16 protein-coding genes are annotated in these 26,232 nt (G+C 70.3%); 14 read left to right on the forward strand and 2 right to left on the reverse strand.

Annotated elements, in window-relative coordinates:
- The first annotated feature begins 11 nt into the window (after positions 1 to 11).
- The 8 genes from U3653_RS05430 to U3653_RS05465 all read left to right on the forward strand — a co-directional run bounded on the left by U3653_RS05430 (position 12) and on the right by U3653_RS05465 (position 13,454).
- Entirely contained in the window at positions 12 to 1,574 is a 1,563-nt protein-coding gene (locus U3653_RS05430) for a MinD/ParA family ATP-binding protein (protein ID WP_195077512.1), read from the forward strand.
- On the forward strand, positions 1,571 to 3,094 hold the full coding sequence (gene eccD / locus U3653_RS05435; protein ID WP_195077513.1) for a type VII secretion integral membrane protein EccD: 1,524 nt from the start codon (positions 1,571 to 1,573) through the stop codon (positions 3,092 to 3,094). The genes U3653_RS05430 and eccD overlap by 4 nt, the downstream gene beginning before the upstream one ends.
- Positions 3,094 to 4,452, forward strand: a complete 1,359-nt coding sequence (mycP, locus tag U3653_RS05440) for a type VII secretion-associated serine protease mycosin (protein WP_195077514.1) — start codon at positions 3,094 to 3,096, stop codon at positions 4,450 to 4,452. The genes eccD and mycP overlap by 1 nt, the downstream gene beginning before the upstream one ends.
- Positions 4,449 to 6,170 carry a type VII secretion protein EccE gene (eccE, locus tag U3653_RS05445; protein ID WP_195077515.1) on the forward strand — a complete coding sequence of 574 codons (1,722 nt, stop codon included), beginning with the start codon at positions 4,449 to 4,451 and terminating at the stop codon, positions 6,168 to 6,170. Before mycP ends, eccE begins: the two co-directional genes overlap by 4 nt.
- A 16-nt stretch (positions 6,171 to 6,186) precedes the next feature.
- Positions 6,187 to 6,540, forward strand: coding sequence for a helix-turn-helix domain-containing protein (locus U3653_RS05450; protein WP_040775643.1), 354 nt, complete (start codon positions 6,187 to 6,189; stop codon positions 6,538 to 6,540).
- Positions 6,541 to 6,617: 77 nt separating this feature from the next.
- Complete coding sequence (locus U3653_RS05455; RefSeq protein ID WP_195077516.1) at positions 6,618 to 7,661, forward strand: hypothetical protein; 1,044 nt, start codon at positions 6,618 to 6,620, stop codon at positions 7,659 to 7,661.
- A 1-nt stretch (position 7,662) separates the two neighbouring features.
- Positions 7,663 to 8,343: a hypothetical protein gene (locus U3653_RS05460; protein ID WP_195077517.1), complete on the forward strand. Its 681-nt coding sequence runs from the start codon at positions 7,663 to 7,665 to the stop codon at positions 8,341 to 8,343.
- Positions 8,344 to 8,513: 170 nt separating this feature from the next.
- Complete coding sequence (locus U3653_RS05465) at positions 8,514 to 13,454, forward strand: NAD-glutamate dehydrogenase (RefSeq protein WP_195077518.1); 4,941 nt, start codon at positions 8,514 to 8,516, stop codon at positions 13,452 to 13,454.
- A gap of 35 nt (positions 13,455 to 13,489) precedes the next feature.
- Here U3653_RS05465 and U3653_RS05470 read toward each other — a convergent pair whose 3' ends face one another.
- Entirely contained in the window at positions 13,490 to 14,554 is a 1,065-nt protein-coding gene (locus tag U3653_RS05470; protein WP_195077519.1) for an SPFH domain-containing protein, read from the reverse strand.
- A 211-nt stretch (positions 14,555 to 14,765) separates the two neighbouring features.
- On the opposite strand from U3653_RS05470, the gene U3653_RS05475 reads away from it, so the two are divergent.
- A complete protein-coding gene (locus U3653_RS05475) occupies positions 14,766 to 16,298 on the forward strand; it encodes an amino acid permease (protein ID WP_195077520.1) in 1,533 nt (510 codons plus the stop codon).
- A 189-nt stretch (positions 16,299 to 16,487) separates the two neighbouring features.
- On the forward strand, positions 16,488 to 18,863 hold the full coding sequence (locus tag U3653_RS05480) for a serine/threonine-protein kinase (protein ID WP_323123923.1): 2,376 nt from the start codon (positions 16,488 to 16,490) through the stop codon (positions 18,861 to 18,863).
- A gap of 6 nt (positions 18,864 to 18,869) precedes the next feature.
- Here the strand turns inward: U3653_RS05480 and U3653_RS05485 are convergent, their stop codons facing one another.
- Positions 18,870 to 19,226 carry a DUF1707 SHOCT-like domain-containing protein gene (locus U3653_RS05485; RefSeq protein ID WP_195077522.1) on the reverse strand — a complete coding sequence of 119 codons (357 nt, stop codon included), beginning with the start codon at positions 19,224 to 19,226 and terminating at the stop codon, positions 18,870 to 18,872.
- Positions 19,227 to 19,430: 204 nt separating this feature from the next.
- On the opposite strand from U3653_RS05485, the gene U3653_RS05490 reads away from it, so the two are divergent.
- The 4 genes from U3653_RS05490 to U3653_RS05505 all read left to right on the forward strand — a co-directional run bounded on the left by U3653_RS05490 (position 19,431) and on the right by U3653_RS05505 (position 26,224).
- On the forward strand, positions 19,431 to 20,165 hold the full coding sequence (locus U3653_RS05490; protein ID WP_067802421.1) for a MerR family transcriptional regulator: 735 nt from the start codon (positions 19,431 to 19,433) through the stop codon (positions 20,163 to 20,165).
- A gap of 241 nt (positions 20,166 to 20,406) precedes the next feature.
- Entirely contained in the window at positions 20,407 to 20,982 is a 576-nt protein-coding gene (locus tag U3653_RS05495) for a dihydrofolate reductase family protein (RefSeq protein WP_323123922.1), read from the forward strand.
- A 115-nt stretch (positions 20,983 to 21,097) separates the two neighbouring features.
- A complete protein-coding gene (locus tag U3653_RS05500; protein ID WP_195077523.1) occupies positions 21,098 to 23,629 on the forward strand; it encodes an ATP-binding protein in 2,532 nt (843 codons plus the stop codon).
- Between the two features lie 42 nt (positions 23,630 to 23,671).
- Positions 23,672 to 26,224 (forward strand): ATP-binding protein, encoded by a 2,553-nt coding sequence (locus tag U3653_RS05505; protein WP_195077524.1) that lies wholly within the window; start codon positions 23,672 to 23,674, stop codon positions 26,222 to 26,224.
- Positions 26,225 to 26,232: the final 8 nt, after the last annotated feature.

A 26,232-nucleotide genomic window follows, 5' to 3' on the forward strand; every position in this document is an offset into this window, starting at 1 on the left:
GGACGACGGAAATGAACCGAGCACCGAGCATCAACGGTCATGCGGCCGAGTCCGCGCGCGCTCGCGGCGGTTACGACGCGTACTTCGCACCGACGAACGACCTGGCCGACGCGGCCGTCGCGCCGGGCCCAGCCCCCGAGACCCGCCAGGACGCCGAGAATTCCACGCCCGCCGACCCCGTGATCGGCGCGCCGCGCGAGCCGCAAGCGCCCCCCGGGGAATCCGGCCCCCGCCCCACGCAGGCGGGGGTGACGCCACCTCCCGTCGCGAGTGGGCCACCCCCACGGCAGGCGAACGCAGCGGCGGCGCACCCCAATACACCTCCGGCTCCGACGAACGCGCCGCCGCAGGCGAGCACGCCCGCGCCGCATCCCCCGGCCGCACCGCCCGGAGCCGCGCAGCAGACGGCGCAACAGCATTCGGCAGGGCAGCGGTCCGCCGAGCAGTACCAGGCCGACTACTCCGCCGCCACGCCGTCCCAGGCGATCGCGCGCAACGAAGCGGCATCCGCGAATCAGGAGTGGTCGTCGAGTTCGGCGACGCCATGGGTGCCCGAACGCGTCGACCACTCCGCCTACGAGCCGACGCCGCGGATCGAGGTGCTGCCCGCCGCCCTCAGCTCGATCGAACTGCTCGCCGACATCTCCGCCGCGAAGCGGGCCCAGCTGCGCTCCAACTCCGGTGTGCGCGGCGCGCTCAACAAGGTCGGCTTCAACCTCGGCCTCTCCCCGGCCGAGCAGCGCGCCGAGGACCGCAAGGCGCGCATCCGGCGTCAGCTCACCACGACGTATCAGATCGCGGTGATCAGCGTGAAGGGCGGCGTCGGCCGCACCACCACCGCGGCGACGCTCGGCTCCACCTTCGCCAGCCTGCGCCCGGACCGGGTGGTCGCGATCGACGCCAACCCGGACTTCGGCGACCTCTCGACCCGCACCTGCAGGCACCCCTACGGTCTGACCTTGCGCGACCTGGCGCAGTCGCAGAACCTCGACGCCTTCTCGGCGGTGCAGTCGTTCACGTCGATCAACTCCGCCGACCTCGCGGTGATCGCGTCGCCGTGGAGCACCGAGGCCACCGAGGCGCTGTCGGGCCGCGAGTACAGCACCGCCGTCGAAGTACTGCGCAAGCACTTCAACCTGCTCGTGGTCGATTGCGGCACCGGTGTGCTGGATTCGGCGACGGCGACGGTGCTGCAGACCAGCGACGCCGTCGTGGTCGTCACCCCGGCCACGGTCGGCGGCGTGACCGGCGCGGTGGCCACCCTGAACTGGCTGAGTTCTCATGGGCTGCAACACCTGATCGCGAAGTCGATCGTCGGCATCGTGCATCACCAGCCGCTGAAGCCGACCGTGGACGTGGACGCGATCGAGAAGCTGTTCGAGACCGCGCAGCGCCCCACCTGTGTGCTGCCCTACGACGCGCATCTGGCCGAGGGCGGCGAAATCGACCTGCGGCTGTTGGAGAAGGAGACCGTGCTCGCGTTCGAGGAACTGGCCGCCTGGCTGGCCGATGGATTCCCTGGATACCTGGCCGGCGGCGCCGACAACTCCGGTGACCGCGGAGGATGGCGATGAGCACTGCCGTCGCGCCCGCGCCTGCCGGGACGCAGCCGTCGGCGGAGGTCGCGCGGGCCAGGATCGCCGTGCTGGTCTCCAGCTATCAGGTCGACGTGGTGGTGCCGACCAAGTTCACCATCGAGACGTTCATCGATGATCTGCTGGTCGTGCTGGCCTCGGCGATCGATGACGAGAACGTCGATTTCACGCCGCCGCAGGGCCAGTGGAGCCTCGCGCGTCCGGGCGAGCCGCCGATCCCGCGCTGGCGCAGCCTGGCCGACCACGACATCACCGACGGCACGGTGCTGATGCTGTCGGTGGTCGAGTCGGCGGAGGTGTTCACGCCGGTGGTCGAGGACATCACCGACGCGCTCGCCATGATCAACGAGCGCGAGTTCGCCGAGTTCGACGCGAAGACCGCCGCGATCGTGGGCTTGACCGTGCTGGGGATCGGGGCGTCGGCGGTGGCCGCCATGCTGGCCTGGTCGTGGACCATGACCGGTTCCACCTTGTGGTGCGGCCTGCCCGCGCTGTTGCTGGGCGGCTTGTGCTGGGCGGCGGCCGCGCAGTCGCGCAGGCGCGACGCCGCGGCGATGATCTCCCTCGGCTTGACGCTGGCGGCGACGCCGCTGCTGTTCGCCGGAGGCGCGATGCTGGTGCCGCCTGCTTACGGCCAGCCGGGTCCGTTCGCCGCGGCCAATCTGGCGGCGGGGGCGGTGGTCGCCGCGGTGGCCGCCGCCACCATGATGCGGTTGAGCGGGGTGGGCATCGCGACCCTGATGGCGGTGACCGTACTCGGCATCGTGCTGACCGCGGCGGCCTTGCCGCTGACCTACGCGGACCTGTCCGTGGGGCAGGTCGCGGGCGGCACCGCTTTCGTCGCGGTCGTGCTGCTGACCATGGCGCCACGCCTGGCCGTGGTCATCGCCCGCATCCGGCCGCCGGATCTGCCCGACCCGGGCAACGAGGTCTCGCCGACCACGCTGACCGACATCTTCGACGCGGAGACGGTACGCGAGGGCGACGAGCACACCGCGGTCGGCGAGCAGCAGCGCAATGCCAACGAAGCGGGCATCGAAAGCCGCGCCCGGCTGGCGGTGACCAGCCTGCGCGGCCTGATGGCCGCGATCGCCACGGTGCTCGCGGTCTCCGCCGTGGTCGCGGCCGCGGCGAGCCCGGGTGGTATTCGCGAAATCGTCATGGCCGCCGCGATCGGCGGTCTGCTGGCGATGCGCGCGCGCTGGCATCCGGACCGGGTCCAGGCGATCGCGCTCATCGCCGGATCCGCCGTCACCGTGTGCGGTGTCGGTTTCGTCTTGGTCGGCGCGTACGAGACTCCGGTCGCCCGGTTGGTCGTCGGGCTCGTGGTGGCCTCGGCGGCGTGCGCGGCGTGTCTCGCGGCGCTGCGGCTGCCGGGCAAGCGGTTGTCCCCGGTCACCCGCCGTGTCATCGATCTGGTGGAATACGCGCTCATCCTGGTGGTTCCGGTGATCGCCTTCTGGATCATGGGCGTCTACACCGCGATGCGAGGGATCTGATGAAGGTCGGCAGTGCCGCTGCGGCGGTTCTGGCGGGGGTGATACTGGCCGTTGCGGCCGCCCCCGCCCTCGCCCTGGAACCGCCGCAGGTCGTGGTCGGCGCGCCGCCCGCGGACGACCCGCCGGGGCCAGAGCAGCCGATGAAGCAGGAAAAGGGCTGTCTGGCCGCGGGTGTGCTGCCCGACAGCGACCTCACCCGCACTCCGCCCGCGGAGCTGGCGCTCGATCTGCGCCGGGCCAAGGCGCTGAGCCGGGGCGCGGGGGTGACCGTGGCCGTCATCGACACGGGAGTGCAGCCACATCCGCGCCTGCCCAACCTGATCGGAGGCGGCGACTACCTCGCGGCGGGCGGTGACGGCCTGTCCGACTGCGACGCGCACGGCACGCTGGTGGCCGGGATCATCGGCGCGACGTCCGATCCCGCGGACGGATTCGCCGGCGTGGCCCCGGACGCGCGCATCGTCTCCATCCGCGTCCGCTCCGGCGCGTTCAGCCCCGAACGACCGGGTTCGGACCCGAACCAGCGGAAGGCCGTCGACATCAGGACGCTCGCGCGGGCGATCACGCGCGCCGCGAATCAGGGCGCCTCGGTGATCACGGTGTCGCTGCCGATCTGCCTGCCGGTGGACGCGCAGGTCGATCAGTCCATGCTGTCGGCGGCGATCGGCTACGCGGTGCACGGCCGCGGCGCGCTCATCGTCGCGGGAGCGGGCAACGCCGCCGGCGGCGACAACTGCGTACAGAACCCTGACATCGACCCGACGCGTCCCGCCGACCCGCGCAACTGGCGCGACGTGAAGACCATCTCCACGCCGGGGTGGTTCGGCCCCGACGTGCTCACGGTGGGATTCACCACCGCCAACGGCGCGCCCATGCCCGATTCGCTCACCGGACCGTGGGTTTCGGTCGCCGCCCCCGGCACCGGCATCGAATCGCTCGGTCCAGGCGGCGGTGGCCTGATCAACGGCATCGGCGAGCCGGACAAGCTGGTGCCGGTCGGCGGCGCGTCGTTCGCCGCGGCCTACGTCAGCGGGGTGGCCGCCCTGCTGCGCTCACGCTTCCCCAACGAGACCCCGCGCGAGATCGCCGCCCGCCTGCAGGCCAGTGCGCACGCCCCGGCCCGCGGCATCGACAACGTGGTGGGCGCGGGCGTGATCGACCCGCTCGCCGCCCTGAGTTACCGCACGCCGCCGCAGCAACCCGCGGGCCTGTTCCGGTCCGCGGAACTGCCCATACCTCCCGCGCCGCGGCCCAAGGATCTGCGTCCCGCCATCACCGCGACCGTCGTGATCCTCGCGGCGCTGCTGCTCGGCCTCGCGGGCAGTCACCTCAACTCGGCGATGCGGAGGCGCCGGTGAGCTTTCCGAGCGTACGGGTCGCCGGCGTCGAGCGTGGTCCGTTCGCCGCCTTCGTCGTCGTCGGCAGCCCGCTGCTGGTCGGCCTGTCGGCCAAGACGCCGTGGTGGGTGAGCGCGGTGGTGGTCACGGTGCTGGTGGCGACGGTGACCGTCCGGGTGAACGGGCGGACCGGTATGCGCTGGCTGCTCGACTGGGCGGCCTACCGCACCGGCCGATCCGCGCGGGCCCGCGAACGCACGCAGACCGCCAGGATCGACGACGTGCAGGTCGCCGCCGGCGTCTGCGGCGTCAACGAGGCGGGCAGCACCCTGATCGCGATGATCCAGCTCGCGCCGAATCTGGACCTGCCCACCGTGATCGCCGAGCGGACGCTCTACACCGAGGACACCATTCCGGTCGACCTGCTGCTGCCGATGCTGGACCAGTACGGCATCTCGGTGGACATCGACATCGTCACGACCGGACAGCGCGTGCGTTCCACCGGCAGCTACAGCATGCTCTACGACCAGCTGATCGGCTCGCACCCGGTGGTGGGCGACCGGCTGACCTGGCTGGTGGTCCGCCTCGACCAGGAACGCAACCTCGCCGCGCTGAGCAAGCGCGGGCCGTGCGCGGTGGTCGCCCCCAAAGCACTGGCCAGCGCCACGCATCGGATCGCGGGCCGGCTGCGCGAGCGGGGCATCGCCGCGCACCCGCTGCCCGCGGCCGCCCTGCGGGACGCGACGCGCCTGCTGCACGCCGGAATCGAATTGTCCGACCTGCGCGAAACCTGGAGCAACCTGCAGACGCCGGTGCCGGGCCGGTGTGTGACCAGCTTCCTGATCGACTGGTCCCGGCTGGACGGGGTCGGCCTGGACGACTGTTGGACCTGGAACCGCGGACGAACCACCTTGGTGGTGAGCCTGACCTCCGACACCGAGGGTCCGCGCGCCCTGGTGCGGTTCATCGGTCCGCCCGTCACCACCGAACCGCCGGACTATCTGCGGCTGCTCGGCGGCGACCAGTCCACGGCTCTGCTGGCGTCGCTGCCCACCGGCTCCTCCATCCGCGCCCTGCGCGGCTTCGAGTCCGGCGCCGACATCGCGCCGGAGGACCTCGCCGCCGGGCTGGCCATCGCGATCGGCCCGAACGGCCAGATCCTCGGCGCGATCAGCGGCCAGCCGCGCCACACCCTGGCGCTGCCGCTGTTCGATCCGGCCCGGTTCAACCCGCGCAGACGCACCATCGATGTCCATGCCAAGCTGCCCGTCGCCCAGCAGATCATCCTGCGGGCGATGGTGGTCGGCGCCGACGTGGAGATCCACTCGGCGCGGCCGGACAGCTGGCGTCAACTCGTCACCGCCGTCGGCGACCCGCGCTCCATGCGCTTGGCCGACCCCGGCGACGAGCACACCGGCCCAGCAAATGGGGAGGCGGAGACCACGGCCACCATCGCGGTCTTCGACCATCTGCCGCCGCGTGCGTCCAGCGCGCACACGACGGTCACCATCAGCGAGCCCGGCGGTCCGCGCAGGCGCGCTGTCGATCTCGCGATCAACCAGGTCAGCGCGACCGCGGTGGACGTGAGCATTCCCATGCGCACGGTGCGGGTCGATCTGATCGAGCCGAGAGGCGAAACCCGATATTTCGATACTGTCGACGGTCCGCCCGCGCATCCCGCGGGGGCACCAGGACCCGTGGTTGCGCCTCCGCAACCCGGTGGCCGTCGCGTGAGCTGATGGGAGCGGTCGGTTAATGTCTATCACCGTGGTAGCGGACACCCATTCCGATGGCGGCGATCTCCCTCATCAGGACGCCGGGGACGCGCTCACCCCCAGACAGGCCGCCGCGGCCATCTTCTCCAGCCGGTTGTCGGAGCTGATCGCGGAGTCCGTCGTCTCGACCGAGGACGGATCGACGCGGTCGCTGACGCTCTACTCGCTGGCGCAGCACCTGGAGCTGGCCTACCCGGACGTGCCGGTGTCGCAGTCCGGTCTGTACCGGCTGATCCACGGTGACGCGATCCCGCGCCTCGACCTGGTGATCGCGCTGGCGCGGGTGTTCGACGTGCCGCCGGAGTACTTCGTGACCGAGGAGAAGAAGCGCTGATCCGGCCTGCCGGCTGTTCTCTCCAGCGGGAATAGCGCGGTCTCGGCGGGAGGCCGCGGGCGGATACGATCCGGATCATGCCCGTCGAGGACCCGGGAGACGTCTTTCTCCGTCATCGAGGTGCGGTCCTCGACACTCTGCTCGCCGATCCTTCGCTCGGGTCCCCTGCCGCGACTTCGGTGGACAGCGTCGGCTTCAGCCGCGGCGTCGAGGTGGGCGGCGGGGAGAGCAGCGTCGCGTCGATCGGATTACCCGATCTGGACTCGCAGCCGAGCGAGGTCGCGCCGCGGCGGCGCAGCGGTGACGGTCCGAAGGCGAGCGAGCGAATTCTGGCGCTGCTGAACGGGCAGGCGCAGGATGCCACGCCCGCGATGGATTTCGCGAACGACTACTCCTCGGTCGCCGCGCGCACGAACGCGCCCGCCGAGCCGGAGCCGGAGCCGCAACGCCAGCCCGCCGCGACGGGCAACCGGCTTCCGCCCGCGCAGCAGCTCGCCAAGGACGTGCTCACCCAACTGCGCAAACCCAAGGTCGCGCTGATCGTCGCCGCGGTGCTCGCCGTGCTGCTGGTGCTGCTGCTGATCACCACCGGTGGCCAGGAGAACACGTCGAGCAATCAGGTGCTTGTCGTCACGCCGCCGCCGACCTCGGCGGCGCCGACCTCACCCGCCGCGCCGTCGAGCTCGATCATCCAGCCGAAGTCGGCGGAGTCGAAGTGCCCGCCCGGCAGCACCTCGGCGATGGACGCTTTCGGCGGTCAGACCGGCAAGGCATGGTCGTGCGTGCGCGCCTACAAGGTGGACGGTCAGGTCATCACCATCGATCTGGGCAAGACCTACCAGATCGAATCGATCGGCATCGTGCCCGGCTGGGATCACATCAGCGCGGACGGCGTCGACCAGTGGGCGAAATACCGCACGGTGAGCAGGGTTTCCTACCGGTTCGACGACAGCGCCAAGACCGTCTACACGCAGCCGACCCTCGACCAGCGAACCTTGGTGGTGACGAAGATGGAGCCCGCGGTGAGCGCATCGAAGATCGTGCTGACCGTGCTGGAGTCCAAGGGCGAACCGTCGATCAACACCACCGCCATCTCCTCCATCGTCATCACGGGGCGCTGAGGTGTCCGCGCCGCCGGAGCTGGTCTGCCAGTACTGCTCGCACCGCAACACCGGTGCCGATTCCCGCTGCACGCATTGCGGAGCGCCGCTGCGCAGGGCCGTGGACACGATGAAATCCGTCGGGGAGAAGCTGCCCACCCAGGTCGCCGAAGTCGCAGAGAAGGTCGGCGGCGAGGCGAAAAGGTTTGTGGACAAGACGTATCCGCGCTGGCAGTGGCAGGCCGTCGGCGTGCTCGCGCTGCTGATGGTGGTGGCCGTGGTGTGGGGGCTGCGGTCGTGTTCGCCGTCGCTGCCGTCGCTCGCGCAGGGGAGCGCGCCGGTCCGGGCCATGCCCGACATGCTCCGCACAGCGGCGACCTGTCAACCGCTGGATTCCGGAGGGCAGCGGGAGAAGTGCGTCGTCGCCGCCACCGACCCGATGCTGTTCGGCAATATCGCCGGCGGCCGTGACCTGACCTTCTACGCCGAACTCCTACCGCAGGATCGCTTGGCCGAGACCATCTCCCGCTGGCGCGGCGCGGGCGCGACGGCCATCGTAGACGGCCCGGTCTACGCGGCGATCGGCCCCTCGGCAACCGTCTGGTACGCCGACACCCGGACCGGTCTCCGGTTGGAGACGGGCAACTTCGCCGGGCGGACGGGCGCGCAGACTTTCCTGTCGCGTGCGGGGCTGGTCCGCTGACGTAGCAGCGCTCCCTTCCGCCGGACCCGGAAAATCCCTGATCCGGCCGCCGTAACCCATGTCGGCCCAGGGAAATTATTGTTACACTGTTGATTGTGCCGTTATCCAGCGGTACGTTATGTGAAGTACGAAACACGTACGAGCGCAGTTCTCGGGAAGGCAACGGATCGATGGTGGCAACCACCCAGCAGACGATTTCACCGAAGCGGTTCCGCGATGATCCGACCGATTTGGAAGCGGCGTACTTCCGCTGGATCCAGCCGGGGTCCTCGGCGTCGGCGATCACGGATCGGGCCGAGCGGATCTTCCGTCAGCATCTGGAGCTGGCGGCCACCCGCGCGCCCGGCTCGGCGACCACCCGCGTCTACCGGCCGGACGACAGCGCCGGGGTCGGCGCCGCGATCCAGATCGTCAACGACGACATGCCGTTGCTGGTCGACTCGGTGACCGCCGCGCTGCGCCGCCTCGGCGCCACGGTCACCGAGGTCGTGCATCCGGTGTTCGACGTGTCGCGCGACGCCGACGGCCGGGTGCTGTCCATCGCGCCCAGGGACGGCGTGGCCGAACCGGCCGGTGAAGCCGACGGGCGGACGCTGCGCGAGTCGTGGATCCACGTGCAGCTCGGCACGGGCCTGTCCGATGAACTGGTGGACCGGATCGAAGAAGCGCTGCCGCCGCTGCTGGCCGACCTGCGCCGCGTCGCCGACGACACGCCGACCATGGTCGAGGTGCTCAATACCGTTGCCGACCAGCTCGATCAGGCGGCGCAATGGGCCGGTGACGCGGAGATCCCGCAGACCGCCGGGCTGCTGCGCTGGCTGTCGGACGGACACTTCACCCCGCTCGGATACGGCTACTACCACTTCCGCCGCTCCGCGCCGAGCGCCGACGCGCCCTTCGAGCCGTGGCAGCTGCCCGGCACCGGGCTCGGCATCCTCGGCAACGGCGCCACCGCGGACATCAGCGTGCCCGTGGTCGGCGCCAAGCGCACGGTCCTGCGGATGGCCAACGGCTCGGTGGACTCGCTGCTGCCCGGTTCCAGGGACCTGTACTTCATCAGCGTGGCCGACTACGGCGCGAGCGACCCGAGCGGCCGTGCGGCCTGGGGCGACACCGTGAAGATGGTCAAGGGCGAGCACGTCTTCGTCGGCACCTTCACCGTCGCTGGCCTGCACGAGAACATCCTCGACATCCCGGTCATCTCCCGGCGCGTGCTGCAGGTCATCGAGTGGGCCGGCTTCGGTCTCGACTCGTTCTCCGGGCAGGCCATGCTGGAGATGATGCAGTCGTTCCCGCGGGTGGAGCTGTTCTCCACCGACGCGCGCAGGCTGTTCGAAACCGTCTCCGCGGTGATGAATCTGGGCCTGCGGCGGCAGGTGCGGCTGTTCATCCGGCGCGATTCGCGCAGCGACACCATCTACTGCCTGGTCTACATGCCGCGCGACCGCTACTCCACCGAGGTCCGCGTGCGCATGGGCGACATCCTGCGCGAGCAGTTCGACGCCGAGCAGATCGCGTACTCGGCGCGGGCCACCGAATCAGAGCTGGCCGTCGTCTATTTCACGGTGCATCGCAAGCCGGGCGCCGACGCCGCCGACATCTCCGAGGACAATCGCGAGCGGATCCAGGAGCTGCTGCTGGCGACGACGTGGACCTGGGGCGACCGGCTGGTCGCCGAGGCCGCGGGCGCGTCCGACGTGCCGCAGGCGCTGGCCACCGACTACGCGGCGGCCTTCCCCACCAGCTACCAGCAGGAGCACGAGCCGGCCCACGCGCTCAGCGATCTGCGCCGCCTCGAGCGGCTGTCGGACGGGGAGATCGACACCGACTTCTACCGCCAGGGCGACTCCGCCGCCCCGGAATGGCGATTCACGCTCTACGTCGCGGGCGAGGGCATCTCGTTGAGCCGGGTGCTGCCGGTGCTGCACAGCCTCGGCGTGGAAGTGGTCGACGAGCGGCCCTACCGCGTCGAGCTGGCCGACCGGCCGGACCGGTGGATCTACGACTTCGGTCTGCGGGTGACCGCCGCGCCGCTGCGGGAAGCGCTCGCCGCCGAGCCGCCCGCCCAGCTGGCGCACGCCGTCGATGCCGCGTCGCTGCCGGAAACCAGTGTGCGGCGGCGTTTCCCGGACGCGGTGACGGCGATGTGGTTCGGCCGCGCCGAAGTCGACGGCCTCAACGAACTGGTCCTGCGCGCCGGCTTGCACTGGCGTGAGGTGGCGTTGCTGCGGGCCTACGCGAAGTACCTGCAGCAAGCCGGATTCGCCTACACGTTCGGGAACATCACCCGCGTGCTGCTCACCCATCCGGCGACGGCGCGGTCGTGCATCGAATTGTTCGCGGCGTACTTCGATCCGGAGGGCGTCGGGACGGAGGCGGCCGACCGCGCCGCGGAAATCGCCGAGCGGGTGCAGGCCGAGATCGACGCGGTGGTCAGCCTGGACACCGACCGCATCCTGCGCGCGCTGTTCGGCTTGATCGAAGCGACCCTGCGGACCAACTACTACCGGCGCGACGCGGCCGGTTCCGCGCTGGACTACCTGTCGGTCAAGCTGAATCCGCACGCGATCGCCGAACTGCCCAAGCCGAAGCCGCAGTTCGAGATCTTCGTCTACTCGCCGCGGGTGGAAGGCGTGCACCTGCGCTTCGGCTCGGTGGCGCGCGGTGGTCTGCGGTGGTCGGACCGGCTGGAGGACTTCCGCACCGAGATCCTCGGCTTGGTCAAGGCACAAGCGGTGAAGAACGCGGTGATCGTGCCGGTCGGCGCCAAGGGCGGTTTCGTGGTGAAGCAGCCGCCCGCGTCCACCGGCGACGCGGCCGCCGACCGGCAGGCGCTCGGTGCGGAAGGCGTCGCCTGCTACCGCACGTTCATCTCCGGCCTGCTGGACATCACCGACAACGTCGATCGCGCGACCGGCGAGGTCCTCCCTCCCGCGCAGGTGGTGCGCCGGGACGGCGACGACACCTACCTGGTCGTCGCCGCCGACAAGGGCACCGCGACGTTCTCCGACATCGCCAACGACGTGGCCCAGAGCTACGACTTCTGGCTCGGTGACGCGTTCGCCTCCGGCGGTTCGGCGGGGTACGACCACAAGGCGATGGGCATCACCGCGAAAGGCGCCTGGGAGAGCGTCAAGCGTCATTTCCGTGAGATGGAGATCGACACCCAGACACAAGACTTCACGGTCGTCGGTGTCGGTGACATGAGTGGTGACGTGTTCGGCAACGGGATGTTGTTGTCCGAGCACATTCGTCTGGTGGCCGCTTTCGACCACCGCCACATCTTCCTCGACCCGATTCCCGACGCGGCGCGTTCCTACCGGGAGCGGCAGCGGATGTTCGCGTTGCCGAGGTCGTCGTGGGCGGATTACGACACCTCGCTGATCAGCCCCGGCGGAGGCGTCTACGATCGCTCGGCCAAAGCGATCCCGGTGACGCCGGAGGTGCGCGCGGCACTCGACCTGCCCGCGAACGTCACCACGCTGTCGCCGCCGGAGATGATCAAGGCCATTCTGCTGGCTCCGGTCGATCTGCTGTGGAACGGCGGCATCGGCACCTACATCAAGGCCAGCACGGAGACCAACGCGGAGGTGGGCGACAAGTCCAACGACGCGGTCCGGGTCGACGCGGATCAGTTGCGGGTCAAGGTGATCGGCGAGGGCGGCAACCTCGGCGCCACGGCGCTGGGCCGCATCGAGTTCTGCCGCAACGGCGGGCGGATGAACACCGACGCGCTGGACAACTCGGCGGGCGTGGACTGCTCCGATCACGAGGTCAATATCAAGATCCTGCTCGACACCGTCGTCTCCAGCGGCGAGCTCGCCGTCGAGGAGCGCAATCCGCTGCTGGCCTCGATGACCGACGAGGTATCCGAACTCGTGCTGCGCGACAACATCTCGCAGAACTTCCGGCTCGGGATGTCGCGGGCCGACGCGGCAGGCATGTCCGGGGTGCACGCCAGGCTGATCAACGACCTGGAGCAGCGCCGCGGTCTCGATCGCGAACTCGAGGCGCTGCCCACCGACGCGGAACTGGCCCGCCGGGCCGCGGATGGGACCGGGCTCACCTCGCCCGAGCTGGCGAATCTGATGGCGCACGTCAAGCTCTCGCTCAAGGCCGACCTGCTGGCAGGCGACCTGCTCGACAGCGCGGCGTTCGCCTCGGTGCTGCCCGCCTACTTCCCGGCGCCCCTGCGGGAGCGGTTCGCCGCGGCGATCGGCAGGCATCCGCTGCGGCGTGAGATCGTGGCCACCGTCGTGGTCAACGAGATGGTGGACTACGGCGGCATCACCTATGCCTTCCGGCTCGCCGAAGAAGCCGGCGCGACCACCGACGACGCGGTGCGCGCGTACAAGGCGGCGGTGGAGATCTTCGATCTGCACGAGTTGTGGGAGCGGATCAGGCAGACGCCGATGTCCACGGCGGCGCGCAACGAACTGGAGCTGGAGACCAAGCGCACCTTGGACCGGGCCGCGCGCTGGCTGCTGTCCAACCGGCCGCAGCCGATCGCGATCGGCGCGGATATCGCCAGGTACCGCGATGGCGTTCGCGCCCTCTCCGGCCGGGTGCCCGGGTGGTTGACCGGTTACCTCAGCGACGATCTCGCCGAGCGTTCGCGGCGGTCGATCGCCCGCGGCGCGCCGCGCGAACTGACCGAGGAGGCGTTCGGCTTGATCCACCGCTTCCCGCTGCTGGACGTGCTCGACCTGGCCGACATCGCCGATCGCGATCCCGCCGAGGTCGCCGAGCTGTACTACGCGCTCAACGAGCACTTCCAGATCGAACGGCTGGTGACCGCGGTGGGCAAGCTGGAGCGCGGCGGCCGCTGGCGGGCGCTGGCCCGCCTGGCGGTGCGCGAGGATCTCTACGATTCGCTGCGGTCACTGACCCGAGACGTGCTGACCGCGACCGAGCCGCAGGACAGCACCGAGGAGAAGATCGCCTACTGGGAGTCGACCAACCGGTCACGGCTGGCCCGTGCCGGCGCGTCGCTGGCGCAGATCTTCGCCGCCGAGACGCACGATCTCGCGGCGCTCTCGGTGGCGGCGCGGCAGGTGCGCGGCATGGTCAGCGGCGGTGAGTCGACCGTCGCGCCGACGGTCGCGGGCTGACCTTCCCCACGATGCCCGGAGGCAGGCGCGCGGCGTCAGCCTCCGGGCATCGGCGTTCCGCAGTTGCCGCAGAACTTGGCGCCGGGCGTCGCTTCCGATCCGCAGTTCGGGCAGTGCCTCGGTGGCGAGGCCAGGCGCGCTCCGCAGTTCATGCAGAACTTCGCGCTCGCCGGATTCGCGGATCCACAAGCGGCGCAGGAGGTCTGGGCCGTCTCCGGCGACGCGGCCGGCGGCTGCGGCGCGGGGGAGTGGTTGCCGACGTGGTGACCGATCGCGTTCAAACTCAAAGCCGCGCCGAGAAATCCGCCTTCGACGCCGTGGTGGTGTCCGCGCGCGAACCCCTGGCTCGCTCCGAGCGCGAGCTCGCCCGCGGCATAGCGCTGGAAATCACCGGTGAGGTTGATGTACTTGACGTCCTTGGCCAGGCGCTTGAGGCGCTCGGCGTCCTCCGGGGCCAGACTGATGTCGAAATTGCCCATCCGCGGGATGCGCAGCCCGTATTCGTAGAGGGTGGTGTTGGTCTGGCGCAGCACCGCCTGCTCGATGGGTTGCAGTTGCGCCGAGAGACCGAGCACCGGCCAGTCGCCGCCGGCGACACCCCGGGTCACCGCCATCTTCATGGATTTGAGCAGTAGGTCGGCGCACCAGTTCTGCACGCGCTCCTGGTCGGTGAGATCGGCCGTGCCCGACAGCGCGGTGAGCAGCTCGGCCGGGTCGCGAACGCTCAGGGCGAATTCGCCGAACACGCGCAGCGTCACCACCTGCTCGCTGACCGGGTCGAGGATGTCGTCGAGCCGTCCGCCGAAGCGAATCCCGGGGAACTCGCGGGTGGAGACGAAATACAGTTCGGCGCGGTAGAAGTTGCCGCCGGTGAGGGTGTCGACGAGCGCGCCGAGCACGGGGAGCTCGTCGGCGTCGATGCGGTGGCGCCCCGGGCCCATCGCGCCGACCACCCGCCCGGATTTGAGGAAGAGGGCGATCTGGTCGGCATTGACCATCGCGCGGCTGTACCGGCGGATGTTGATGTCCGGCCACTTGTAGACCAGTTGGTTCTTGCGGTCCTCCGGGACCGCGATGAATTCCCGCTCGAACCAGGCCATCTGCGCTCCCTCATCCGATTTGTCTCATCCAGCGTACCGATATGCGGTGGCACGATCAACGAATCTGGGGCGATCGTCGCTGCTCTGGCACCTTTTTTCGAAAGTCTTTGATGTCCAGCGTGTTACAAGTCGCGACTCGCTATTGAACGTACCGCTATGTAACGGTACATTGAGCGAAGTTATGATCGCCGTCACCTGAAAGGCCATCGCCATGACCACAGTTCGACCACCCGCGGAGGCGGCCGCGCAGCCTGCCGGGCTCGAAGACGAGGACTCGGGTTACCACAAGTCGCTGCGCCCGCGTCAGCTGCAGATGATCGCGATCGGTGGGGCGATCGGCACCGGCCTGTTCCTCGGCGCGGGTGGCCGGCTGGCCAGTGCCGGCCCCGGCTTGTTCCTCGTGTACGCCATCTGCGGCGTGTTCGTCTTCTTCATCCTGCGGGCGCTCGGCGAGCTGGTGCTGCATCGCCCCTCCTCGGGATCGTTCGTCTCCTACGCCCGCGAGTTCTACGGCGAGAAACTGGCTTTCGCGGTCGGGTGGATGTACTTCTTCCACTGGTGCATGACCGGGATCGTAGACATCACCGCCATCGCGACGTATGTCCATTACTGGGTAGCGTTCGAGGCGATACCGCAGTGGACGATCGCCCTGGTCTCGCTCGCGATCGTGGTCAGCATCAACCTCGTGTCGGTGAAGTGGTTCGGCGAACTCGAGTTCTGGGCAGCGCTGATCAAGGTGGTCGCCCTGGTGACCTTCCTGATCGTCGGCACGGTGTTCCTCGCCGGTCGCTTCAAGATCGACGGCCAGGTCACCGGCCCGAGCGTGATCGCCGACAACGGCGGGCTGTTCCCGACCGGGTTGCTCCCGCTGGTCCTGGTCACCACCGGCGTCGTGTTCGCCTACGCGGCGGTGGAGCTGGTCGGCACCGCGGCCGGTGAGGCGGAGAACCCGGAGAAGATCATGCCGCGCGCGATCAACTCGGTGATCGCCCGGATCGCGCTGTTCTACGTGGGCTCGCTGGTCCTGCTGGCGCTGCTGCTGCCGTACACCGCGTTCAAGAACGGTGAGAGCCCCTTCGTCACCTTCTTCTCGCGCCTCGGCGTCGACGGAGCCGGCTCCGTGATGAACCTCGTGGTGCTGACCGCGGCGTTCTCCAGCCTGAACGCCGGTCTCTACTCGACCGGCCGTATCCTGCGCTCGATGTCGATGAACGGCAGCGCGCCGACCATCGCGGCACGGATGTCCAACGGCGGCGTGCCCTACGTCGGCATCCTCGCCACCGGCGCGGTCGCGCTCATCGGCGTCGGCCTGAACGCGGTGGTGCCCGAGCAGGCCTTCGAGATCGTGCTGAACATGTCGGCGCTCGGCACCATCTTCGCGTGGGCCGCGATCGTGGTCTGCCAGCTGCAGCTGTGGCGCTGGTCGCGCACCGGCCGGGCGCAGCGGCCGTCGTTCCGGCTGATCGGCGCGCCGTACACCAGCTTCGCCACGCTGGCCTTCCTGGTCGTCGTGGTCGGGCTGATGGCCTTCAGCGACGACCACGTGCAGCGCGGCGCCGTGATCGCGATGGTCGTCATCATGGTTCCCGCGCTCGTCGGCGGCTGGTTCCTCGCCCGCAAGCGGGTGCTGCAGATCGCGGAGATCCGTCAGGGCATCACCGGTCAGTTCCCGGTCCTCGCCGAGCGGCCGCGCCGCGAATCGGGCGATCCGGTGGTGATCCTCGACAAGCCCGACGAAGAGTGAGGCAGTATCCGCCCCGGGCCGCTCGCCCGGGGCGGATATATTCCCAATGGCGGGAACAACCCCAGCGCGCATCGACAGGCGGCGGACCAGAATGAAACCGCGATCACACGGCGGGTCTGAGAGGTTCGTATGCCGGAGCACCCCAGCGCATCCGACCGTCCACTTGCGCACCCTTGGGCGAATCGGCGCATGCGCGGTACCGACGTGCCCCGGCGAACTTCCCACCCGTGGGCGACTCGGCATCTGCTCAAGACCGAAGTGCCCCCCCGGCTACCCAATCCGTGGTCGACACCCCAGTACGTCGCGCCACCACGTGCCCTGGCCGTCGACTCCGTTCCCAGCGCCGTCGAGCCGGACGGCCGGGAGGACGGCGGTGAGCACACCATCGGGACCGCCGAGCTGCTGCTCGGCGCACTCGAGTCCGACCCGGGTTCCGGGCGCAGCGGGCGCTCGCGGCCGAGCGGGCGCAGATTGGGCGGCGGTCTGGTGTCCATGCCCAAGGTGAGTCCGCTCGATCCGCGCACCGCGGTGATGCAGAACCCGGAAGTGCCCGAGCACAAACGGTTCTGCTGGAAATGTCAGCAGCCGGTGGGCCGCACCGCCGAAGGGAAGCCGGGGGCGGTCGAAGGCGAGTGCGGCAGATGCGCTTCGCCGTTCAACTTCCGGCCCTTGCTCCAGCCGGGGGAGATGGTCGCCGACCAGTACGAGGTCCAGGGCTGCCTGGCCCACGGCGGACTCGGTTGGATCTACCTGGCGATCGATCGAAACGTGAGCGACCGCTGGGTGGTGCTGAAGGGGTTGCAGAACCCGCTCGACTTCGAGGCGCACGTGGTCGCCCTGGCCGAGCGCCAATTCCTCTCCGAGGTGGCCTATCCCGGCATCGTCAAGATCCACAACTTCGTCAAGCACCGCTCCGGGCGCGACGTGGCCGACGGCTACATCGTCATGGAGTACGTGGGCGGGCGCTCGCTGAAGAAGATGCTGGATCTGCGCGCGCCCGAACGCATCCCGGCCTCCGAGGCGATCGCCTTCATGATGGAGATCCTGCCCGCGCTGGACTACCTGCACTCGTTCGGGTTGGCCTACAACGATCTCAAGCCCGACAACATCATGGTCAGCGAGGACGAGGTCAAGCTGATCGACCTCGGCGCGGTGGCCGCGATGGAGTCCTACGGCAGCATCTACGGCACTCCGGGCTATCAGGCGCCGGAGATCACCGAGACCGGCCCGACGGTCGCCTCGGACATCTACACCGTGGGGCGGACACTGGCCGCGCTGGTGCTGGACATGCCCAAGAACCCCGAGGGACACCAGCTGCCAGGCATCCCCTCCCCGGAGGACCAGCCGCTGCTGCGGGACTATCCGGCGTTGTACCGGCTGCTGTGCCGCGCGACCGACCCCGATCCGCGCCGCCGCTTCCCGACCGCCTACGCGATGTACGGCCAGCTCGCCGGCGTGCTGCGCATGGTGCTCGCCTACGACACCGGCAAGGAGCATCCGCAGGCGTCGCTGGAATTCGGCGCGATGCGCGGCGATTTCGGCATCGAGACGTTGATCGGCCAGACCGACGGCATGACCGACGGACGGCATCGCCTGCCCGCGCTGGACGCGCCCAGCGTCGTCGCCGCCCTGCCGGTGCCGCTGATCGACAGCGAGGACCCCAGCGCCGATCTGCTGTCCACGCTGCTGCACGGTGATCCGAGGCATGCGCTGGACGCGCTGCGCCGCACCGCCGACCGCATCGTCTCCGGGACCATCCCGGAGCCGGAGACGTTCGAACTGGAGGGCACGCTCACCGCGGTGCGCGCGCACCTCGACCTGGGCGAGGTGGTGCCCGCCTGCGACCGGCTCGCCGATCTGCGGCCCGACTACGGCACGGACTGGCGCATCGAGTGGTACTCGGCCGTCGCCGCCCTGCTGGACGGGCAGTACGAGCGCGCCTACGAGTACTTCGACCTGGTGCACGGCATGCTGCCCGGTGAGATCGCCCCCGCGCTGGCGCTGGCGGCCACCGCCGAACTCACCCTCCAGCACCTCGGGGATGCCGCGGACGACCGCTGGCATCGGCTCGCCGAGGAGTACTACCGCACGGTGTGGCGGACCAATCACGGCGTGGTGAGCGCGGCGTTCGGCCTGGCCCGCAGGCTCGCCGCCGACGGCGATCTGCTGGAGGCCGTCGAGGTGCTCGATCAGGTGCCTGAGGCGTCGCGGTATCAGAGCGTGGCGCGCATGACCGGCTGTCTGCTGCTGGTCTCGCAACCGATCCCGGAGACCACCGAGGCCGATCTGCTGGAGGCGGCCGCGCGGCTGGACGCCGCGCCCGACGAACCGCGGGCGCTGCAACTGCAAGTGATCGTGGTGGGAGCGGCGCTGGAATGGGTGCGCGCGGGCGGGCAATCCGCCACCCCCGACGCGACCCTGCTCGGTTTCCCGTTCACCACGCTGGGTCTGCAACGCGGACTGGAGACGAGCCTGCGGGCGCTGGCCAGGATCGCGCCGCACCGGCTGCACCGCTATCGCCTGGTCGACCTGGCCAACTACGTGCGGCCGAAGTCCAGGTGGTGACCGGTCTCAGGTGGTGCGCGCGGTGAGCATGAAAAGAGCTGGCGCGGCCAGGATCAGCAGCAGCCACAGCCAGGTGCCCGTGGTCACCGCGAGCGCCACCGAGAAGACCACCGTCGCCCCGGCCAGCACGGCCAGACGTGGCAGCGGGTTGACCGGCGTGACCTCGGCCGGTGGCGGTGTGCTGCCCGGCAGGTCGGCGAACAGTTCGGCCAGCTGAGTCTTGCTGGTCGCGGCCGAGACGGCCGCGCTGAGTTCGTCGAACTCGGCCAGCGACAGCCGGCCCGTGCCCAGGTGGTGGGTCAGCTCGCGCATCGCGCGCTCGCGGTCGGCGAGACTGGCCGGAGGGCCCGCGGAATCACCCATGCCGGAAGGATAGGGCGCAGCGGCGCGACCGGGCGCCGGACGGATTTCCAGCGGCGGGAAGAAGGGGCGGCCGGCGCGCCCGCGGCGGGTCGATCCGCCGCACGCAGTGGTGTTTGCTGAAACGTCGCTAGAGACCGGTCGGTCGCCCCGGCAATGGCCGCGCACCGGCGGTCGTCACGTGTTGCGATGTGGTTTCCTTGAGGTATGACTGCGGGTGTGGAATACACGATCGACGAGCTGGCGCGTGAGGCCGGTACGACCGTGCGCAGCCTGCGCGTTTACCACGAACGCGGTGTGCTGCCGCCCCCGCAGGTCAAGGGGCGTACCGGGTTCTACGGCGCCGACCACCTCAACCGGGTGCGCACCATCAGCAGGTTGCTCGATCGTGGGATCAAGCTCAACGGCATCAAGGAATTGCTCAACGCCTGGGACCGTGGTGACGACCTGGGGGACATCCTCGGTGTCGGCGAGCCCGGCTCCACCGAGGCGCCCGTCGTCGACGCCGCCGACACGATCGCGGCGACCGAGTTGGCCGAGCGCTATCGCGACGTGCCCAACGGTCTGGCCCGGGTCGTGGCCGCGGGTCTGTACGAACCCGTCGACGCGGCGACCTACCGGATCGCCGACCGCCGCCTGGCGCACAGCCTCGACCAGATGACGGCCGCGGGCATCCCGGCCGAGGAGGTCCTCGGCGAACTGGAGAAGCTGCGCGCCGACGCCGAGCGGATCGCCCGGCGCTACGTGGATCTGTTCCGTCGCACCGCGTGGGCGTCGTTCCAGGACTCCGAACGCGGCCCCGCGCAGGTCGACGAACTCGCGCAGCGGCTGGCGGCGACAAGGGCGGTCCCGGCGGAGACCACGGCCGAACTCGTGAACCGGCTCGTCGCAAGGTATCTCGACCAGGACGCGGAGCTGGCCGAGACGCTGCCGGACGCTTGATCCTCCCGCGCGGCCGCACCGATCGAAGTATTTCCGTTTCAGATTCCCAGCATTGGCGATACGTAGCGGTAACGTGCCGTTGATCAACGGTATATTGGGGTCATCCGGCGCGCGATCGCGGCGCCGAGCCGCCTGAGTTCCCCTACTTAGGTATGTCTGCGGGCAACCTACCGATGCGCCGAAGTGTCGCTTCGCCCGACAATCTCTCTGTCGCACAAGGGCAGCAGATGGGTGTGGGCACATGGGAAGCGTGACGCTGTGGATGCAGATGTCGCTCGACGGCTTCGCGGAAGGGCCGGATCAGGAAGTCCACTGGCCGGTGGTGGACGAGGAACTGTGCGAATCGTTCCTGGACGAATTGCGCTCGGCGGACCTGTTCCTCTACGGCCGCAAGACCTACGAGATCATGGCGTCGTTCTGGCCGACGGCCGACGTGGATCCGGCGATCTCGGAGTTCTACGTGGATTTCGCGCGGTGCTGGAAAGAGACGCCGAAACTGGTGTTCTCCCGCACCATGTCGCGGGCGAACTGGAACACCCGCGTGGTCGGCGGCGACCTCGTCGAGGAGGTCACGGCGTTGCGCGCGCGGCCGGGGTGCGACATGGTCCTGTTCGGCGGCGCGGAGACGGCGTCGGAGTTCATGAAGCACGACCTGATCGACGAGTACCGGTTGTTCGTGCACCCCATCCTGCTCGGCGGCGGGATCCCGCTGTTCCCGACGCCCGCGGTGGTGTCGGGATTGCAGCTGGTGGACGTGATGACCTTCGACAGCGCGGTGGTCCAGATGCACTACCAGCAGACGGCGTCGGCCAGGTAGGAACCGGCGCGGGAAGCGCGCACCGCCTCCGCGTCCGCGTGAGCGGCCGACCGGACCTCGGACGTAACCTCTGATTGTCGAGCGCGTTGCCGCGTCGTCGGCTAACTTTCGTTTTATGTCCCTGGTTCAGGCACGTGGCGGCGTGCTGCCTGCATCCACCAGTGAATTCGTCGGCCGGGAAACGGAATTGGACCGGCTCGGCGCGTTGCTGGACGGCGGCGCGCGCCTGATCACCCTGGTCGGGCCGGGCGGGATCGGCAAGACGCGCTTGGCGGCGGAGGCGCTGCGCCGCGGCGTCCGCGCCCGCGGCAGGCCGGTGTACTGGGCGCGGCTGGCCGGGTTGGAGGCCGGCAGCACCGCCACCGCCCAAGACGTCATGCAGTCGGCCGTGCGCGCCGACCTCGGTGCGCCGCCGACCCGGTCCGCGCTGGTGCGCACCTTCACCAGCGCTGACCGCTCCGCCGAGCGCGCCATCCTGGTACTGGACAACTGCGAACACCTGCTCGGCGCGGTCGCGGCGATGATCACCGAGTTGCTGGAAGCCACACCGGGACTGACCGTCGTGGCCACCAGCCGCGAACCGATCGGCTGGGCCGACGAGTACATCCTGCCCGTGCCGCCGCTGTCGCCGCGGCAGTCGCTCGAATTGTTCCGGCAGCGGGCCGAACTCATCGGGCGGGCGATCCCGGACGAGCGCGAGGCGACGGCCGTCGCCGCGCGGATCTGCCGCCGGGTCGACCACAATCCGCTGTTCATCCGCCTGGCCGCGGCGCGCCTGCGGCATCAGCCGCCGCTCATGGTGCTGCACGAACTCACCGGCGACGCGGACGACAAACGGTTGCACTGGACCCACGGGGCACGGGCGGGCGCCGAACGGCGCCACCGCGGCGTCTACGACGTGATCGCGTGGTCGTTCGCGCTGTGCGGCCCCGCCGAGCAGTTGCTACTGGAGCGGCTGTCGGTCTTCGCCGCCGGGTACGAGACCGATGACGAGTCGCTGCGCGGCGGCATCGAACTGGACGCGGCGATCGCGGTGTGCGCCGACGAGGACCTGCCGGCCGGTGCGATCGAACAGCTGCTGGAGCGGCTCACCGAACGGTCGCTGTTGTCCGCGCACCTCACCGCGACCACGGTCAGCTGGTATCTGGTGGGAAGCGTCCGGGTGTTCGCCCGTGAGCGGCTGTGCCGCCGGGGCCGCGCCGAGCTCGACCGCCTCGCCGCACGGCATCGCCGGTATTTCCGGGACAAGGTGGTCGCCGGGCAGGCCATGTGGCTCGGCCCGCAGGATCAAGCCTGGCTGGCCTGGGCGCGATCGGCTTGGAACGACATCGTGCTCGGCATCGAGTCCGGCTTGGCGGACCCGGCCGAAGCCGTGGTCGCGCTGGAGACCGCCACCGTGCTGTTGTCGATGAAGGTGCCGTACGTCAAATCCGGCGCAGGCGTGCTGACCCGGTTGACCGAACGCGCGCTGGAGGCCACCCGCGGGTGCGGCCTCGGCCCCTCCGGGCTCGCCGACCTGGCCACCGCGCTGCTCGGCTGGATCGCGCTGTGGCAAGGGCGGACCGATCACATCCCGCGACTACTCGCCGACCGCGCGGCCCTGCCGCCCGGCGCGGGCCCGCGCTACACCGACACGGATTTCGGTCTGCCCGCGCCGGTCGAGTGGATGTGGGGACTGGAACTGATGCTCGTGCGCGGCGACCCGCGCGCGATCGCCGTCCTCACCCGGGCCCGCCGCAAGTTCGCCGAACAGGGCGATCGCATCGGCGCCGAGCGCAGCGACGTGTTCGTGGTCTTCTGCGCCGCCCTCGTCGGCGACCGGCGGCAGGCGCTGGAGCACACCGAGCGGTTCCTCGCGCGGTCGGCGTCCTCCGGATCGACGCTGTCGCGCGCCTGGGCCGAGATCGCGCGCGCGGTGGCGCTGGCCAAGCACGGGTCCGCCGCGGAGGCGCTGACACTGACGCACGGCGTGCTCACCCGCTACCGCGGCGAACCGGACACCTGGACGGCTAGCTGGGCGGTCGGCGCGCACATCGTCGCGCTGGCCCAGGTGCTCGTCGCGGAGCGCGCCGAGGGCCGCGATCGGGCCGCGTGCGCCGACACCGCGACGGAGATCGCCTATCTGGTGGGGAGTTTCAAGGCGCGGCAGCGTTCGATGGGCATCTCCGTCGAACGGGTACCGCTGATCGCCGCCGAGATCCGCGGCGCGGCGGAGGTCGCCCGCGCGGTGCTCGGCGACCGGGCCTACGCCGCCGCCGAGCGCAGAACGCGGTTGCGTCCCGAACTGGACGCGCTGTGGTGCCCCACCGCGGACGCGGTCGCGCCCGCCAGGCGGCCGGATCGCCCGGCCGCCTCCAGACCGGTGTCGCGGCGGCCCGCTTCGCGCTGGGACGATCTGTCCGACGCCGAACGCGATGTCGCCGTCTTCGCCGCCGCGGGCTGGCCCAACAGTGCCATCGCCGGGCACCGGCGCAGCTCCATCCGTACGGTCGACGCGCAGGTCGCCACCATCCGGCAGAAGCTGATGATCGCCTCGCGCGCCGACATCGCGGCCCACATACCCGACGAGCTGGCCGATCGGGTCAGGTACGAAGCCGAGCGTCGGCCCAGGCGCGGTCACAGGAAAAGGACCGGTCGCAACCATTAGGCTGCTCGAGCGGTGGAGTCCCGGATCGGTAGGTGCGTCGGCATGTCGGAGGTGAACAGCGGTGGCGACAACGGCCCCGCCGCGCCCGGTGAGTTCGTGGGCAGACACGCCGAACTGCGGCGGATAGAAGCCCTGCTCAGCTCGTCGAGCGCCCGGTTGATCACTTTGGTCGGGCCCGGCGGCATCGGGAAGACGACGCTGGCGGTCGAAGCCGTGCGGCGCTATCGCGGCGCGGCCCGGCACCCGGTGTACTGGACCAGGCTGGCCCGGCTCGTGCCCGGCGCGGAGACCGGGGCGGTCGCCGAGGAAGTGCTGCTGTCGGTCGCGAAGAACGGCATCGCGGGCCGCTCCGCCTGGGACGGCTTGGTGGAGATCTTCGCCGACGGCTTCGTCGAGGGCGAGGCGCACCGGACCATCCTGGTGCTGGACAACTGCGAACACGTGCTGGCGGGCGTCGGCCCGCTCGTCATCGGGCTGCTGCAGGCGGCCCCCGGCCTGACCATCGTCGCGACCAGCAGGGAGCCGATCGGCTGGATCGACGAGCAACTGGTGACCGTGCCCCCGTTGTCGAGCGCGCACGCCCTCGAACTGTTCCGGCGGCGAGCCGAGCGCACCGGACGGCCGATTCCCGAGGATCCCGGCCAGCTCGACATCGCCACCCGCATCTGCGGGCACGTCGACAACAACCCGCTGTTCATCCGCCTGGCCGCGGCGCGGCTGCTGCACCGGCCACCCGCGATCGTGCTGCGCGAGTTGTCCGGCGACACCGACGATCGCCGCCTGCAGTGGACGCACGGCGCCAGGGGCGGCGTCGGCGAACGGCACCGCAGTGTGCGCGACGTGATCGCCTGGTCCTACGGTCTGTGCACCGCGCAAGAGCAGTTGCTGCTGGACCGCTTGTCGGTGTTCGCCACCGGTTGCGACGCCGAGGACGACGAGACGCCGTGCGGCGGGGCCGAGGTGGACGCGATCGTGGCGGTGTGCGCGGACGCGGCGCTGCCCGCGGAGCGGATCGGCGGGCTGCTGGAGCGCCTGGTCGAGCGCTCGCTGCTGTCGGCCCGCATCACCGCGTCCACGGTGCGCTACTACCTGCTGGAAAGCGTCCGGGTGTTCGTGCGCGACCGGCTGTCCGCCCGCGGCGACCACCTCGACGAGGCGCGGCTGCTCGCCCGGCACCGGCGGCACTATCGCGACCGCGTCGCCTCGGGCCCCTCCTTCTGGTACGGCCCGAGGGAACAGGAGTGGATCGACTGGGCCCGCGCGGCCTGGGACAACATCCTCATCGCCATCGAGACCAGTCTGGCCGATCCGGAAGAGGCCGTGGTCGGGTTGGAGACCGCCGCGACGCTGATGGCGTTGCGCGTGCCGTTCATCACCGGGTCCAACCGCGCCATCACCAGCCTCACCGAACAGGCGCTGGAAGTCACCGCGCAGGTCGAGCCGCCGCCGACCCGGCTGCGGATCAACGCGACCGCCCTGGTGGGCTGGATCGCCATCTGGCAGGGCAGACACGCCTACACCGCGCAACTACTGGACGAATGCGCCGCGGAGTGCCTGCCGGACGCGCGACTGCGGCGTCGCTGGCGTGAGACGACCGCCACCGATGCCGGCCTGCCCGCCGCGGTGGAGTTCACCTGGGGGCTCGAGCTGCTGCTGATCCACCTCGACATCCGCGCGGTGGACGTGCTGGCCAGGGCGCGGCGGAAATTCGCCGTGCTCGGCGACCGGGCCGGCGAGCAGCGCAGCGAATTGTTCGAAGCGCTCACCTACGCGAACCTGGGTGAGGCGGACGTCGCGCTCGCGGCCGCGCGCAGGCATCTGGACCGGGCCGTGGCCTCCGACGCGGGCTGGGCGACCTCGTGGGCCGAGCTGGCCTGGATGATCGCGGTCTCCCGGCACGGGGACGCGCGGGAGGCGGTCACGCTGGGGAATTCCATTCTGGAACGCCTGCTGATCACGGGCGACACCTGGACGGCGGGCTGGGTCGCGCATTTCATCATGATGGCGCTGACCTACCTGCTGTCCGCCCGGATCGAGGCGGGGGACACCGACAGCGCCGAGGCGATCGCCGCCGCCACCGAGATCGCCCATCTGCAAGGCGGGATCGCCACGCTGCACCGTTCCATGGGCATCGTCGCGGATCGGGTGACCCTGGTGGCCAGGGGCACCGCTCAGGCCGTCGCGGCGGTCACCGCGGTCATCGGCGCGGAGGCGCACGAGGCGGCGGTCCAGCGCGGCGCGCGCCTGCGTCCCGAACGCGACGAACTGCAATTGCTGCTGCTTGGCAGGCTGCCCGCCGACCGCCTGCTGCCCGCGCGGCGGCCGCAGGCCAGGTCGACGGCCTCGCGCTGGGACGAGCTGACGCCCGCCGAACGCGAGGTCGCCGTGCTGGCCGCCGCGGGCTGGGCCAACAGCGCCATCGCCGCGCGCAGGGGCAGTTCGATCCGGACGGTCGATGCCCAGGTGGCGACCGTGCGCAGGAAGCTGATGGCGGCCACGAGGGCCGACATCAGCTGGCATGTGCCGGATCACCTCGAGGAGCGGATCCGGCTGGAATCGCAGCGGAGGCCGGCGCGCACGCGAACACGCCCGTGACCGCGGCG

The organism is Nocardia implantans (assembly GCF_035544775.1).
GTDB classification, from domain to species: domain Bacteria; phylum Actinomycetota; class Actinomycetes; order Mycobacteriales; family Mycobacteriaceae; genus Nocardia; species Nocardia implantans.